Origin of the sequence: Symbiopectobacterium sp., assembly GCF_047692315.1 — a bacterium.
In the GTDB taxonomy this organism is placed as follows: Bacteria; Pseudomonadota; Gammaproteobacteria; order Enterobacterales; family Enterobacteriaceae; genus Symbiopectobacterium.
Map to the genome: position 1 here is coordinate 53,058 of NZ_JBLLJS010000025.1, position 15,176 is coordinate 68,233.

Consider the following 15,176-nt stretch of genomic DNA (forward strand, 5'->3'; position numbering starts at 1 on the left):
TGCCGCCGCAAAATCGGCAGTCGGGATTGGCGTCCTGACCTACTTCAAGGCGGCTATAGACGCGTTATGCGTCTTTTTTATGCCGTAGCCTTAGTGCACCAGTATTTTTGTAGTCAGCTTCATGCTGTTGCATCCAAATAATGGTGGCTCAGGCGGGGGCTTCTTCGGAAGCGCCGGTGTCCTTGAAGGCCGGTTACGCCAACCCTGTCTGGGCTACCACCCCAGCCGTGTTATACCCGCGATTTACTGCTCTTCCTCTGGTGACTATTGCTTTAGAGGAGCCCCGTTCTTGTCTTCCGTCCGTTCAGGAGGTGCATCATGTTTGATGCCACGCCCTTAACCGTAGAAGAAATCACCGATTAGTGTCGCGCATTGGCACATGCGGTGATTGAACTGGAGAACCCCGCCGTGAAAGAGATCCTTAGCTTTATGTTGGCGGAACGGCTAGAGCATCTGCATGTTTCGTTAGGTGCACCGTATTCTCATGACGATGAGCTATGCGTGTCATCGCATAAAACGTCGGGGGAGGATGGCGGCGCGAGTGTGGTAGCCAGTAAATAGCCTGAAAACCAAGCCACCTCAGGGTGGCTTTTCAGTGACCAAAGCAAGGCTCTGTCATACTGACTCAGTGGTAGTCTCCCATCAAAATCAAGCCATTTTAATACGTGTAAGCAGGCGGTAATGATCATGAAACGACCCGCAAAACGGACGATAAGCGCGTATATATCCGTAGATCTTGCTGCTGCGGTTGAAAGTCTCGCGATTGAATTGGGAAGATCCAAAAATCGGGTGATTGAAGAAGCGCTGATTGTAATGATTGAACAAGAGAACGGCGGCATCAGAGGATTTTGAAAGGCCTTGCTGATGTGGATGCGGGAAGGGTAGTAAGCCATGCTGATGTTGTTGATTTTGCCAACAAACTGAAAAAGTCATAATAAAAGGAAAAGTAAGCTGCCGAATTTGTCCTGGCGGGATGGAATTAATAATTCACCAATAAAATCAATGATAAAACAGCATGACCCATGACATCACTGCGCTCGACAAGTCAGATAAATTCTCTGTATTTCAGGATCATCCAGACTTCCGTAAGAGATGTTTTCTTTGTCTAAACCATCTAGGCCTTTAATACCACCGATAATTTTTGGCCAATCGTTACGGCTTGAAATATTTATAACAAAGGGAATTAGATAGTTATCCAGATATCTCTGAGAGGGGTCTCTGATTTCGTCACTCAAGGCTCGAAGGTAGTCATCTTTGTTTGTTTCTGACCAGTTAATGGCGAATCCAGCACGAAAGGCGAGTTCCATGAATACGAGCAAAATAGTACGCCCATTACCGTCAAGAAAAGGGTGGGCAAAAGCCAGTAACCCCATCACTTCCCCAGGTCTTTCCCTAAATCGTTTCTTGTCCGCTACGAGTTGCAACGCATAATCAATCGCTTTGCGGATGAAATCAGGGCGCTCGAAAGCAGTATGGTGTGGGTTGTCTTTCGAGCCTTTGAAGACGGCTAAATGGGGAACAAGTTCATGACGGTCTTTCCCTGCCCAAGGGTAAAAGTCAGAGAAAAGGATCTCATGCACCTTGAGAATTACCGGGTAATCGATGATTTTCGTTTGAGCAAGATAAGAAAGGGCATCTTCAATACTTAACTCGAATGAAAGATGTTCGGATCTTTTTATTTCATCAGGTTCTTTGAGCCGGAGAACATTCTGGAGATAACCTGCAGTTTCGAAGTCGCCGAACGGATCAAAAGTCATGTTCTGACGTTCTTACCGATACGCTTTTTTTTCTTGAAGATAATTGCCCTGAAGCATCAGAGTTTCAGGCTTGCTCAAAACGCCTTTTCTTTTAAGGTTGACGAGCAATTGCTCAACGCTATCAAGCTCGACATCATCATCAGCCATACCCGTAATTGCCGCTGCCATGCGGCTCATATCATCGCGATAAGCTGTAATGTTATGATCTTCTGCAAGTTTGCGAACATAACTTGCAACACTCACGTTGGCTTTTGGGGTCATAGAAAAATCCTCAATTTGTGGTCATATTTTAGCATGCCAATCTCGTTGTGTCTCTAAAGGCCTCATGGGGGTAAGAGGCCTTATCGTTTTTGGTGTGTGTAATTCTGAGGTATTAGTCTCATCGCCAATGTTCAAGCTACAGGCTATAACTGCTTAAACATAGAGCCTCCGACACGCTCTACAACACTCCCCCAAACTTGCCTATCCGTTGACGACAGCAACTGATCCAAATGTTGCTGTCCTAAGCCGAAGAGCGCCATATTCCCTGCCTTTTTGCTGTGTTGTTTAGTCGCAGATGCCTTAGGCCGTTACCACTTTATAAAGCAGCGTATCCAGCATCGTATCGTCGGTAGCATGACTGTCTGGCAGCACTGCCGCGTTATCCAATGCGTTCAGCATGTGCGTGATAAACTTGTGGATATACTCACGTCGCGGGCCATATTGCGCTTCACCGGAGCGCTGTTTTATTTCCAGCAATTGATTGATTTCAGCCAACAGCTGTGGCTCATCCACCTTGCTTGCAAGTAATTGTGAAAACCGCATGGGCGGCATGCCTTTGCCTGCCTCAATCCATCGCACGGCCAGTAGCGGGCGCAAAACGTAGAAATACTTTTTGAGACGTACCGTTTCCTCTTGCAGATAACCGCGAAAATTTTTTCGCGCCATAGAGAGATAGTGCCAGCGCGCCTTGGTAGGTGAAAACCAGGTCGGAACCGCCGCCCGCAGTTCTGATGTAATTTCCCGATCCTCTTGGTAAACGATGGGGGAATCCAGCCACTCGAGAAGCGTCGGGTTGGCGCGTTTGAGTAAGCAGAGTGCTTTACGCCATTCCCAACCACAGACATCCAGTTCATCGTCTATGGGCAGCTCTATCACATCGCGCTGGGGTTCTACGCGCAGATACCATTCGGGTCGGTGCACGTAAAGAAAGCGCACATCGTAATCGCTATCTGGAGAGGCAAATCCCCAGCCGCGACTACCCGATTCACAGGCATATAGAACTTTCACTTGATAACGTGCTTCCACCTCTGCCAAGGCCAGTTTTATCCGCCGCTGCACGGTGGAATCGATGCAATAATCCTGTTCCATCATGAGATTACCCTTTCACACACACCACCTGGCGCAGCGTGTGTACAATTTCAACCAGCGACGACTGTGCTGCCATCACTTTATCGATGTCTTTGTATGCCATCGGGATTTCATCGATGACATCGCTGTCTTTTCTGCACTCGACATGCTCCGTTGCCTGAATCTGATCGGCTACCGTGAAACGTTTTTTCGCTGCGGTTCGGCTCATGGTTCTGCCTGCGCCGTGGCTGCAAGAGCAGAAACTCTCTTCATTGCCCAATCCCCGCATGATAAAGCTCTTTGCCCCCATCGATCCCGGAATAATGCCCATTTGTCCTTTTTGCGCCGACACCGCGCCTTTACGGGTGATCAGTACGGATTCACCAAAATGGGTTTCACGTTGTACATAGTTATGGTGGCAGTTGACGGCTTCCTGATGCGTCGTAAACGGCTTGGTTACAATGCGTGAGAGTGCCGCCAACGTATGCGACATCATCACTTCACGGTTATGGCGCGCAAAATCTTGCGCCCATGACACCGCTTCCATGTAGTCATCAAAATGCAGGCTCCCTTCTTCGAAATAGGCCAGATTATGGTCTGGCAGGTTAGCAATGTGCTGCTGCATGTCCTTTTGTGCCAGTTGGATAAACAGGGAGCTAATTGCATTCCCGATACCACGTGACCCGCTATGTAACATCACCCATACGCGATCCACTTCATCCAGACAGATTTCGATAAAGTGATTGCCCGTTCCTAATGTTCCCAGATGTTGATAGTGATTGGTTTTCAGAAACTGTGGGTATTTATCCGTTAAATGTTGAAAACGCGGTGCTAACGTTGCCCAATGTGCCTTGACCGTTTCCGGTGGATTTTCCCAAGAGCCTTTATCGTGTTTAGAACGCGATACGCTACGCCCATATGGTACTGCTCGTTCAGTGGCACTGCGTAGCCCCGACAGATTATCCGGCAGGTCACTGGCCACCAACGAGGTACGTACTGCTATCATCCCACAACCGATATCTACGCCAACCGCGGCAGGAATGATTGCGCCACGCGTTGGAATGACGCTCCCGATCGTTGATCCTTTTCCCAGATGCACATCCGGCATCACTGCTAGATGTTTAAAAATAAACGGCATTTTGGCTGTATTCAGTAATTGCTCGCGGGCTTCCGACTCAACAGGCACGCCCTGTGTCCACATTTTTATCTGTGCGCTGTTCATGGGCGACATCATGTCGTAATCCTGTCTTTTTTGATTTTCCATTTCTCATCCTCTTGGTTGTTTTTGTCTGTCAGATATAGCGAAAGTCGTGCCATTTTTTAGAAATGAAGAAAATGGATTTAACATATTGATTATTAATCATTAAAAATCATATCAGCCAAGCTGGCGATAAACTTCAAAAGACGTTAATTTATCCTATGGGATAAATTATTATACAGTTGGATAAGATGAAGCGTCGTGTTGTGATTGGTGTACTGGGAACTACGCTGGATAAACGAGGCAAGCGAGGGAATCGCTGGACAAAATGGTGCCCCAGCGTCGGGCTTTATCAGCAGCCAGATTTCCCTGTCGATCGTCTGGAGTTGTTGCACCAGTCACGCAATGAGGGAATGGCACAGCAGGTAGCGGAGGATATTGCCGTGGTGTCACCGGCAACCAAGGTCTCGTTGCAAACGGTTGAACTGCGCGATCCCTGGGATTTTGAAGAGGTTTACAGCGCCTTTCTGGACTTCGCTAATTGCTACCCGTTTGACACTGAAAATGAAGAGTATTTCGTCCACATTACCACCGGTACGCACGTGGTGCAGATTTGCTGGTTTCTGTTGACGGAAGCGCGCTATCTGCCTGCCAAATTGCTACAAACTGCACCGGGAGAAAAGGAGGCACGCCCGGCTCCTCAGGGCATCTACTCTGTTATTGATTTGGACCTCAGCCGTTACGTCACGCTCACCAGCCGCTTTCAGCAAGAACAGCAACGGTCAGTGTCATTCCTGAAATCAGGTATTGCAACGAGCAACACGACATTTAACACCCTGATCGATCAGATTGAACGTGTGGCACTACGTTCAACAGCACCGATACTGTTGAACGGCCCTACTGGGGCAGGGAAATCCTATCTGGCGCAGCGTATCTATCAGCTACGCCTGTCTCGTCATCTGGTTAGCGGCCGTTTTTTGGCCGTCAATTGTGCCATGCTGCGCGGCGACAATGCGATGTCGACACTGTTTGGTCATGTAAAAGGCGCATTTACCGGTGCGTTTCAGGCTAGAACCGGGCTCTTGCGTGAGGCAAACGGCGGAATGCTGTTTCTGGATGAAATTGCAGAACTGGGGCTGGATGAGCAGGCGATGTTACTCAAGGCTATTGAAGAAAAAAGCTTTTTCCCGTTTGGTTCGGATAAAGAAGTCAGCAGTGATTTTCAACTGATTGCCGGTACTCACCAGAATATACGTGAGCGGATAGACCAGGGAAAATTCCGTGAAGATCTCTACGCGCGTATCAACATGTGGACATTCCCTTTGCCCGGTCTGGCGGAACGCCGGGAAGATATCGAGCCTAATATTGAATACGAAATCCAACGCTTCGCCCGCGACAATCAGTTGCAGATTCGTTTTGATAAAGACGCACACGAGCGCTACCTCGCTTTTGCTTGCTCACCGCAGGCTGAGTGGCGTGGTAACTTCCGTGAACTCGGCTCGTCAATCGCGCGCATGGCGACACTCGCTGAGCAAGGGCGCATCACCGTTGCATTGGTAGAAGAAGAAATTTTCCGGCTGCAATACGACTGGCAGGGCAACACTACTGCAACGACGCTTCCGCCAGCGCTGGCTAATATCGATCTCTTTGAACAGCGCCAGTTAGAAACGGCGCTAGAAGTTTGCCAGACGTCTGCTTCCCTTTCTGAAGCAGGGCGTCGTCTGTTTGCCATCTCACGGCAGCAGAAGCAGAAACCGAATGATGCCGACCGATTACGCAAGTATCTAGCGCGGTTTGGGCTGACTTGGGAAGAGATGAAGCGGGTTTAGGCGGGGCTGGATGTGGCTATAAATACGGGTATCTCCTGGTTCAATAACGTTTGTATTGCTATAGCACGCAGGGAAGGATTCTCAGCATGGCAGGCGCGATCGGCCATTTCTATCAAATCGTGAGCAAAACATTGCAGCCAGCCTTGCAAAGTGGAAAATAGTTACCCACATATCTTTTTATATCAATAAAATCAATTGTTTTATTAAATCATAGGGCAGGCAATGGATGGTATTTCTTTAGGGTTCGCCTCCTATTGGCGAAACTCATTAGCTGATGCAGATTTAGGGAAAGGCGCCCTCGAGCCGAAGGACACTAAAAGTTTCATGCAATGGCATGATATCGCGACAGGACGTCTTGACGACGCTATCGTCAGTGAGCTTTTTGAGGGAGAAAAAGAAGATGTTCAAACGGTTGATGTCGTTTTACGTCCAAAGGTTTACTTTCGCTTGTTGCAACATGAAAAGGAGCGTTCTGCCGGTATCCCATCTGTTGTGACGCCCATAGTGACATCGGCAGTACTGAGCCGAGAGGGGTTTTTGTTTCCGACACCAAAAACCTCCATCCCCAGAGATTTGCTTGAGCCTTTGCCAAATGGGGCATTTTCTATTGGTGAGATGGCACAATATGACAAATATAAAACGACCCACTCATCGGTTTCCATGGTATTTGATGATGGGATTGATAAGGCCTCTGAATCAGAGAAAGAACGGGAGGCTAGGTATGCTGTTTACCAAAGAGAATGGCGCCATTCTCTGGATGGCGTAGATAAGCTACTTGATAACGTTGCTGAGATATGGATAAAAAACCACGAGCAGTATGTTCTGGCCGATCACGGTTATTTTGTTAAAAAGACGCAACTCGGTGGTGCCAGCCATCATATTATTGCTCTTTATGATCATCTTATTGTCTGCAAGAAGGATGTGCCGCTCTTCAAACGTTTTGCTTCGCTTGAGGTTCGCCCGACAGAGCCTCTGCTTTCTCCAGAGGCAAAAGTCAGTGAGAGGCTTGGGCATTCGGGGGATAAATTTTCGCTGGCAATGGCCCAGCGTGACGCATTAAGCCATTTTCTTGATGTTGAACATGGTGATATCCTTGCCGTTAATGGCCCGCCGGGAACGGGAAAAACAACGCCGGTTCTTTCCATCATTGCCACTCAGTGGGCAAGGGCAGCCCTTGAAAAATCAGAACCTCCCGTTATTATTGCTACATCAACCAATAATCAGGCGGTAACGAATATTATTGAAGCCTTCGGAAAAGATTTTTCTGAAGGTACTGGCCCCATGTCGGGGCGATGGTTGCCCGAGCTTAAAAGCTTTGGCGCGTATTTCCCATCAAGTACCAGAAAATCAGAAGCTGCTAAAAAGTATCAAACTGAAGAATTCTTCAGTCATGTAGAGTCAAAAGAATACAGTGAAGACGCTCTGGTATTCTATCTGGATAAAGCAAAATCAGCGTTTCCGGAAAAAGATTACTCATCTCCTGAAAAAGTTATTGATTTGCTGCATGGCCAACTGGCAATAAAGTTCGAAAAGCTTGTAAAAATAAAAACGGTATGGAAATCATTAAACCAAATTCGGACAGAGCGGGGAAAAATATCTGATAATATTGAGCAGTATATTATTGATAAAAAACTATTACTCTCTGAGCAAGAACAAAAAATTACAATATTCAAAAGCGCTATAGCGCAATGGCATAAGTATCGTGCTGATGAATCACTGATTTATACGTTATTTTCATGGATTCCCGCCATCCGTAATAAGCGACATTATCGGATAAAAATTTTTCTTGAAGATACGCTAGGCCACTTTGCTTCAGGAGATCAGTGGACAAGCTCTGAAGCAATTGATGAGTACATTGGTAGACAGCTCAATTCTGCGTGCACTGAACAGAAAATGCATCAACAGCATATTGATTTGGCATGTGAGATTGTTCGACTGGAGAATGAAGCCGTTCAGGAGTGGCTGAACATTGCTCGCGATCTTGGGTATAAAGATGAGGAAGAGTTGAGTTTGTCGCAGGCGGATGCGCTTGCGGATACACAGATCCGTTTCCCTGCTTTCTTATTGACGACTCACTATTGGGAAGGTCGTTGGTTAATTGATATGGCGAATATTCAAGATCTTCAGGATGAAAAGAAAAAGAATGGTGCTAAAGATGTAACGTCTCGTTGGAAAAGAAGAATGAAACTGACCCCGTGCGTGGTGATGACATGCTATATGCTGCCTAGCTACCTGCAAGTACGCGAGCATAAGGGACAACAGCGATTTGAGACGGGATACTTGTATGACTTTGTGGATTTACTTATTGTTGATGAAGCAGGGCAAGCGCTTCCTGAAATTGCTGCCGCATCGTTTTCGTTGGCTAAGAAAGCGTTAGTGATTGGTGATACGCAACAGATTGCGCCAATATGGAATATTATCCCGGCTATTGATATCGGCAATATGCTTGAGGAAAAGATCCTGTCAGGTAATACACAGGAAGAGATGGTTGAAGAATATAACTCAATTGCCGAACTTGGTAAAATCGCAGCTTCCGGTAGTGTAACGAAAATTGCGCAATCTGCTTTGTGCTATCAATATGATCCTGAATTAGCGCGTGGTATGTATCTCTATGAACATCGTCGATGTTTCGACAATATCATTGGATATTGTAATGAGCTTTGTTATCACGGTAAGTTGCTACCTAAAAGAGGGCTTGAAGAGAATAATTTCTTGCCCGCAATGGGGTATCTCCATATTGATGGTAAAGGCGCGCTGGCAAGTAGCGGTAGTCGATACAATTTGCTTGAAGCAGAAATGATAGCAGCCTGGTTGAGGGATAACCGAAACGATATTGAGGGATCGTTATGGTAAACCTGTTCATCAGGTTGTCGGTATTGTTACGCCGTTCAGCGCTCAGGTATCAGCGATAAAACAGGCTATGGGTAAACTCGGTCTCAGCGCAGGAGCAGATGAAAAGGCCATTACTGTAGGAACAGTGCACGCCCTCCAGGAGGCTGAAAGAGCTATCGTAATATTCTCACCGGTGTATTCAAAACATGAGGATGGCGGATTTATTGATAGCGATAACAGCATGTTGAATGTTGCTGTCTCACGAGCGAAAGACAGTTTTCTAGTTTTCGGGGATATGGATTTGTTTGAGATACAATCCTCTTCATCACCCCGAGGGATGCTGGCAAAATATCTGTTTGCAGCAGAAACAAATGCTTTATATTTTGAGTATAAAGAACGCAAGGATTTAACATCCTCCGAGACAACGGTCTACACACTGCATGGTGTGGAGCAGCACGATAACTTCTTGAACCAGGCGTTTGAAAATACCGAGAAACACATTACGATTGTGTCCCCGTGGTTAACGTGGCAGAAACTGGAGAAGACCGGATTTCTGGATTCTATGATTGTAGCCGGTTCACATGGTGTTGCTATAACCATAGTCACGGACAGATACTACAACACTGAACATAATGATTATGAGAAGCGAAAAGAAAAACAGCTAAGCCTTAAAGCTGCGCTGGATAAACTGAATGATCTTGGTATTTCCACAAAATTGGTAAACCGTGTCCACAGTAAAATTGTTATTGGGGATGATAGTTTATTATGTGTGGGATCGTTTAACTGGTTTAGTGCAGCACGTGAAGCCCGATATGAACGCTATGATACATCGATGGTTTATTATGGTGATAACTTAAAAGGTGAAATTGAAACGATTTATAATAGTCTTCATAAGCGTGAAATTTAGCTTGGAAACCATCTCGTCTGAGATTTATCCTTGGGTGAGATGGTGATTACATATGGTTTTTCTGGCAATAATGAGCGGGTCTGGTCTCCTGAAACGGAGTTGATGTGGGGACCATCCGTCAGTGCAACACGTGCAGTGGCATCATCTTCACCGAGATATGTCGCCAAAGGAACACAAACAATAATACTATCAATAACCCGAAAGTATTTGTATCCCCGTGGCGATCCCCTTCAAATCCCAAAACTCAACCCGCTTCTGCCGTCGTTTCCCGAGCGATATCCGTTTGCTTGCGCCGCATCTGCGTCAGCACCAGCAGCAGGGCGAGTAGCGCCAGCACTGCACCGGAAATGGATACTGCACCATAGCTTCCGCCGAGGTTCAGCACGGCGCTGCCTAATGCGGCACCCAGCGCGTTGCCGAGGTTAAACTCACTGATGTTGACCGATGAGGCCAGCCCCGGTGCACCTGCAGCTTCACGCATTACCCAGGTTTGCAACGGCGGGACCACGGCAAAAGTGGCGGTGCCCCAGACTACCAAGCCGATGGCTGCGCCTGCCTTGGATGTCGCCAGCCAGGGGAATGCCACCATGCTGATGGCTATCAGGCTTAAAAATACAATCAGCGAGCCTTTTACCGAACGGTCTGCAAGCTTGCCGCCTAACTTGGCCCCGAAAGTGAAGCCAATGCCAATCAACACCAGCATGCCGGCCACATAGCCGGGAGAAACCTGCATAATGGATTCGAGCGAAGGGGCAATGATTCACGCCACCCGACGACTTGCCCAAACCAGGTCGCCACGGGAACGCCGCCGATATTTGCGATGGTTAACCCCATAAACATGGCAGCAACGGCACTGGCTTGTTTCTCACGTGGAACGAGGCTTGCCGCCACAATCGAACCAATCCCAAAGAATGCCCCGTGGTTTAAGCTGGTGATGATACGAGCAATCACCAAGCTGGTGTAATTGGGTGCCATGGCGGAGGCCAGATTACCAAGGGTAAAAATTGCCATCAGCGCTCTGCGGCGCGGCCAGAGGGCGAACAGCAGCGTCATCACCGGCGCGCCCACCATCACACCGATGGCATAAGCAGAAATCAGCATTCCTGCGGTAGGGATTGAAACATCCATTCCCTGAGCGATGGTCGGGAGCATGCCCATTGGGCCAAATTCGGTTGTGCCAATACCAAATGCGCCAACGGCGAGTGAGAGTAATGGAAGGGTGGAATGGGTTTGTGAAGACGTACGGCTTGTCGACATAATTTGATTCCTAATCGTTGCGATTTGAACGCCACCAGCATTGAATCGCCCCGGAAATACAGGCATCCATCAGCGCTTGCGATTTGAACTCGGCATTCTGCCGTTATTAAGCGGGAAGATAAACGTAGAAAAATAAAAAACACTTTTGCTAAAAGTGGTAGGCTGATGGCAACTTCTGTTAGGTATTATCGATGAAAATGCTGAGATGGGAATCGGGTGAAAGGTGTAGATGGGGCTACCCCGCGCGTTGTTTCAGGATTCACTATCCTTAGCTGCGTCGGGTAACTCCCTCTTGGCGATATTATTGATTACACAATCGCCTCACCTTCATAGGCCTGACGATACAGCTCAATAACCTGCTCTTTGGTGGCTTTGCGCGGGTTCGTTAATTGGCAAACGTCTTTCTTCGCATTCTCAGCCATAATGGCGAAATCTTCCGGTTTGACGCCAAGGCTCTTGAGGTCGCGCGGAATGCCAACCTGTTTGCCTAAACGTTGAATCGCGCTAATGGTTTTCAATGCGGCTTCATCTGTCGATGGGCCATCCACGTTTTCCCCCATGGCTTCAGCGATATCTCTGAACCGGTTGAGGTTGCCGATGAGGTTGAAGGATTCGACATACGGCAGCAAAATGGCATTACACACGCCGTGCGGCAGATTATAAAAGCCGCCTAGCTGATGCGCCATGGCATGCACATAGCCCAGCGATGCGTTGTTGAAGGCAATCCCCGCCAGATATTGCGCATAGGCCATATTATCCCTGGCTTTCATATATTCACCATTGGCAACGGCTTTCGGCAAATATTGGGTGATCATTTTGATGGCTTTTAATGCGGCGGCATCAGTAAGCGGGTTTGCCATGGTGGAAACATAAGCTTCAATGGCGTGGGTTAATGCATCCATCCCTGTCGCAGCTGTCAGTGACGGCGGCATCCCGACCATTAATTCCGGATCGTTAATGGAGATTTGTGGCGTAACGCGCCAGTCAACAATCGCCATTTTAACTTTGCGTTCTGTATCGGTAATAATACAAAAACGGGTAATTTCCGAAGCGGTGCCCGCAGTGGTATTAATGGCCATCAGCGGAATCATATCGTTGATAGATTTATCGACACCTTCAAAATTGCGAATATTTCCGCCGTTAGCAGCGATAAGGCCAATACCTTTTGCACAGTCATGCGATGAACCGCCACCGAGAGAAACAATCGCGTTACAGTCATTTTCCCGATAACACTTAATGCCTTCCGCAACGTTCTTATCCATTGGGTTTGGTTCAGCGCCGCCAAATATATGAACGCCAATACCTGACTTTTTATAAATCTCAGCAACCTTATCCGCCATTCCGCTTTTGGCGAGGAAGGCATCCGTGACAATAAGAATTTTTTTAATATTTAACGTTTTTGCAAGACTGCCCGCTTCCTGAACGCCACCCTCACCAAATACATTTCGTGTGGGTAGAAAATAATATGTCGACATACAATTTCCCCTATTTATAAATGATGGCTGTCAGTATGTTCATCAGAGATTCTGAAAATATTAATTAAAAATAAATGTTTAGCGCCAATGTTAAATGGCACCAGGCATGGATAGCAAAAGCAGAGGTTGAACATCTGTGGGCAGTGTAAGGGAATAGCGGTGATGAACTTTGATTTACATCACATTATATGCGATTGTTTTTAACAATAAGTGACATTGCGTTTACAACTAATTTGCGGGATGTTCAAGATTGACCAAAGATAAGCGTTGTACCGGCAAGAGTGGAACTGTGGGAGAACAGAAAACGATCAGGGAGAATCAATAGTCGAATAGCGCGGTTAATGAAATACCTAGTCCTGTGGCGATGATACTAATGGTTTCCAGGGTCGGATTTCTGATTCCCCGTTCAATACCACTTAAATAAGTACGATCCAAATTGCATTTACTGGCAAGTGCCATTTGCGTGAGCCCTGCCTGAACGCGCAACGTTTTGATGCGTTGTCCAAAAAGCCACGTGGTATCTCTGGTGTTCTGCATGTTGGCACTGTCCTGTCGTTGCTATCTCTGTGGTTCGTCATTATAACTCACCAAAAGTAGAACGTTATCTATGCAGTCTGCATTTTTATATGTTGGCTCGCTCAGGTGATAAAATTGCTGCAAGCCGATGGCGCGAAGTGGGTACCAGCCCGACCTGAAGCCCAAAGGGTTTGAATAGCTTGTTGATGACATCAGCAGTGTAGTTGCCTCGGTCATTTTCCACTTCGGATAGTGTTTTGCGTGATATTGAAACCAGATTGGCAAAGGCATCTTGCTTTAGCCCTAATACGTCAGCCCGAAGCATTTTTAGTGCCTTGCCCTGTGTGATTTCACCCAGTAACAGATGCCTGATAATGGCATTCATGGCAGATTGTCTTTCTGGCGTGCTAATCGGCTTGGCTTTTTTAGAAACACGTTGTCGCTTTATACCTTGCACGCCGGGGGCTGGTGTGATTGGCTGGAAAGTATAACTTTTTATCGGTTCTTGCATCGCGCGATTTTTTTCTTTTATTTTTCTTATCGTTTCGCTCGCAGGCATTACATCACTATTTTGATTTTTCATAGCAAACTCCATCTATCCAACTTTTGTTCTATATAGTTGAAACCGATAGACGGCAGGGTAACGATCTGTTCGGGAACCCCCCTTTGTATCAGCCTCTCTTTTAGCCCCAGTAGTTGTTGCGCAGTTTCTTGCAATGCTTTCAGTAACGTATCGGCTGGCAAAAGATCGCTAAGTGCTTGTGCAATTGCAATAAAATTATACTCGCCCCCATTTTCTAATGGCGCTGCCCACTTCATTGTACGTGCGATCCCTTCGGGGTCTGCTTTCATGGGGGCAAAGTCGTAGATGGGGGCTAACTTGATGCAGTTTTCTGCTTTAAGAAATGCGGTATTTCTTCCATGATTATCACTGTTGCCGAAAATAATATTGAGTAAATCCCGACGCACCCATTCGATAACAAAGGCGGTGATATCAAAATCAAAGCCCTGCTCTGTCACCATATTGCTGTGCGTAATTTTTTCTATCAGTGTTCTGAGCGTTTCCTCATGATAAAGCGTAACGCCGGGCGCTTTTCTTAATATTGAATACACGGATTCCATGCCAAACCGTTTGAGACAACCCTCTTTTTCGAAAGATACATCAAATCTGGGGAGCCACAGGGAAGGGTAATTTTCCCCTTCTTCCAAACGCATATTTTGAGTAGGGATTGTGTTAAATCCAAAGGCTGTCAGCTCTTGGTAATAATAGAATTCGGCACACAATATATTACAGTCAACTTCGCTGCGGTTTCCGCGAGGGTATTTAACCAGATAATGGATATCTCTATTGCTTGAGTCCTGTTGGTAAGTATCAATCCATATGCGCTATGCGCTGCTCTGGTGTGCAACGGAGTAATAATTTCGGTGCCTCGCCACCTGCGCCTGTTGCCCCGCCTGCCGCAGCACCACGTTGTTGAGCGTAATCCAGAAAATCACTCGCTCTGTTTTTAACGTCATCAACAGAAAAAAAAGCTGTTCCGCTTCGGGATGGAACGCAGGGACAGATTCCTTAATGCGCAAATTGCCAATGGGCGACATAGTGCCATGTTTTAGAATGACAAAATTTTGCTGGCTGGGAGTCAGCCCTTCGAGATCAAGGTATTTCTCCCAATAACGCCGGCTTGCCCCGCTAGGGATAATGTCATCAAGAAAACGCATCCAGCTGGGCTGGCCACCATCATCGAAGAAGAGGGATACGGGGTGGTTAAGTGATACGGCGTAATTATCATCACGGTTCAGGTGGTCGATGGCGTAGTCAGACTGATAGTCCAACTCGGTGAGCTGGTACATACTTTGCTCACTTTCGGGAAAAGTGATGAGTGCAACATCGCACCATTGATTGTTAAGGAAAGCCTGTACTGTTAACTGTTCCATCCTCATACCTCTCACCTTCTATGAGTAACATATTACGTTTAATTTGCATGATTTTCAATCTATGTAACTTATTATACTCTTTAATATGTTTTTTGTTTTATTGCGAGTTTTTATTACTCATTATTTTTGTGATAAATCTAG

At 46.8% G+C, this 15,176-nt stretch carries 10 protein-coding genes and 4 pseudogenes; 5 read left to right on the top strand and 9 right to left on the bottom strand.

All coding sequences use genetic code 11. The annotated features are described in order from the left end of the window. Positions 1-137 precede the first annotated feature (137 nt). The 3 genes and pseudogenes from ACMZI0_RS16055 to ACMZI0_RS16065 all read left to right on the top strand — a co-directional run bounded on the left by ACMZI0_RS16055 (position 138) and on the right by ACMZI0_RS16065 (position 935). Positions 138-326 carry an ash family protein gene (locus ACMZI0_RS16055; protein ID WP_415673737.1) on the top strand — a complete coding sequence of 63 codons (189 nt, stop codon included), beginning with the start codon at positions 138-140 and terminating at the stop codon, positions 324-326. Positions 327-384: 58 nt separating this feature from the next. After that, on the top strand, positions 385-561 hold the full coding sequence (locus ACMZI0_RS16060) for a hypothetical protein (protein ID WP_415673715.1): 177 nt from the start codon (positions 385-387) through the stop codon (positions 559-561). A 126-nt stretch (positions 562-687) separates the two neighbouring features. Beyond that, positions 688-935: pseudogene (locus ACMZI0_RS16065) on the top strand (CopG family ribbon-helix-helix protein). A gap of 93 nt (positions 936-1,028) precedes the next feature. Here ACMZI0_RS16065 and ACMZI0_RS16070 read toward each other — a convergent pair. From ACMZI0_RS16070 to ACMZI0_RS16085, 4 genes are all read right to left on the bottom strand, one after another. Continuing rightward, positions 1,029-1,757 carry a Fic/DOC family protein gene (locus ACMZI0_RS16070; RefSeq protein ID WP_415673716.1) on the bottom strand — a complete coding sequence of 243 codons (729 nt, stop codon included), beginning with the start codon at positions 1,755-1,757 and terminating at the stop codon, positions 1,029-1,031. 12 nt (positions 1,758-1,769) lie between these two features. Then, positions 1,770-2,018, bottom strand: coding sequence for a hypothetical protein (locus ACMZI0_RS16075; protein ID WP_415673717.1), 249 nt, complete (start codon positions 2,016-2,018; stop codon positions 1,770-1,772). A 300-nt stretch (positions 2,019-2,318) separates the two neighbouring features. Then, positions 2,319-3,110 carry a nucleotidyltransferase domain-containing protein gene (locus ACMZI0_RS16080; RefSeq protein ID WP_415673718.1) on the bottom strand — a complete coding sequence of 264 codons (792 nt, stop codon included), beginning with the start codon at positions 3,108-3,110 and terminating at the stop codon, positions 2,319-2,321. A gap of 4 nt (positions 3,111-3,114) precedes the next feature. Next, on the bottom strand, positions 3,115-4,350 hold the full coding sequence (locus ACMZI0_RS16085; RefSeq protein WP_415673719.1) for an RtcB family protein: 1,236 nt from the start codon (positions 4,348-4,350) through the stop codon (positions 3,115-3,117). A gap of 185 nt (positions 4,351-4,535) precedes the next feature. Here ACMZI0_RS16085 and rtcR point away from each other — a divergent pair, with 185 nt between their 5' ends. After that, on the top strand, positions 4,536-6,113 hold the full coding sequence (gene rtcR / locus ACMZI0_RS16090; RefSeq protein ID WP_415673720.1) for an RNA repair transcriptional activator RtcR: 1,578 nt from the start codon (positions 4,536-4,538) through the stop codon (positions 6,111-6,113). A gap of 222 nt (positions 6,114-6,335) precedes the next feature. Continuing rightward, positions 6,336-9,852 (top strand): annotated as a pseudogene (locus ACMZI0_RS16095) (AAA domain-containing protein). A gap of 244 nt (positions 9,853-10,096) precedes the next feature. On the opposite strand, the pseudogene ACMZI0_RS16100 reads toward ACMZI0_RS16095, so the two are convergent. The 5 genes and pseudogenes from ACMZI0_RS16100 to ACMZI0_RS16120 form a co-directional block, all read right to left on the bottom strand. Next, a pseudogene (locus ACMZI0_RS16100) lies at positions 10,097-11,109 on the bottom strand (MFS transporter). A 308-nt stretch (positions 11,110-11,417) separates the two neighbouring features. Beyond that, the gene (locus ACMZI0_RS16105; RefSeq protein WP_415673721.1) at positions 11,418-12,584 is read right to left on the bottom strand and encodes an iron-containing alcohol dehydrogenase; all 1,167 of its coding nucleotides are present in this window, start codon (positions 12,582-12,584) and stop codon (positions 11,418-11,420) included. 318 nt (positions 12,585-12,902) lie between these two features. Further along, positions 12,903-13,121: a helix-turn-helix domain-containing protein gene (locus ACMZI0_RS16110; protein WP_415673722.1), complete on the bottom strand. Its 219-nt coding sequence runs from the start codon at positions 13,119-13,121 to the stop codon at positions 12,903-12,905. Positions 13,122-13,206: 85 nt separating this feature from the next. Beyond that, the gene (locus tag ACMZI0_RS16115) at positions 13,207-13,683 is read right to left on the bottom strand and encodes a helix-turn-helix transcriptional regulator (RefSeq protein WP_415673723.1); all 477 of its coding nucleotides are present in this window, start codon (positions 13,681-13,683) and stop codon (positions 13,207-13,209) included. Continuing rightward, positions 13,680-15,035, bottom strand: a pseudogene (locus tag ACMZI0_RS16120) (type II toxin-antitoxin system HipA family toxin). Before ACMZI0_RS16120 ends, ACMZI0_RS16115 begins: the two are co-directional and overlap by 4 nt. Positions 15,036-15,176: the final 141 nt, after the last annotated feature.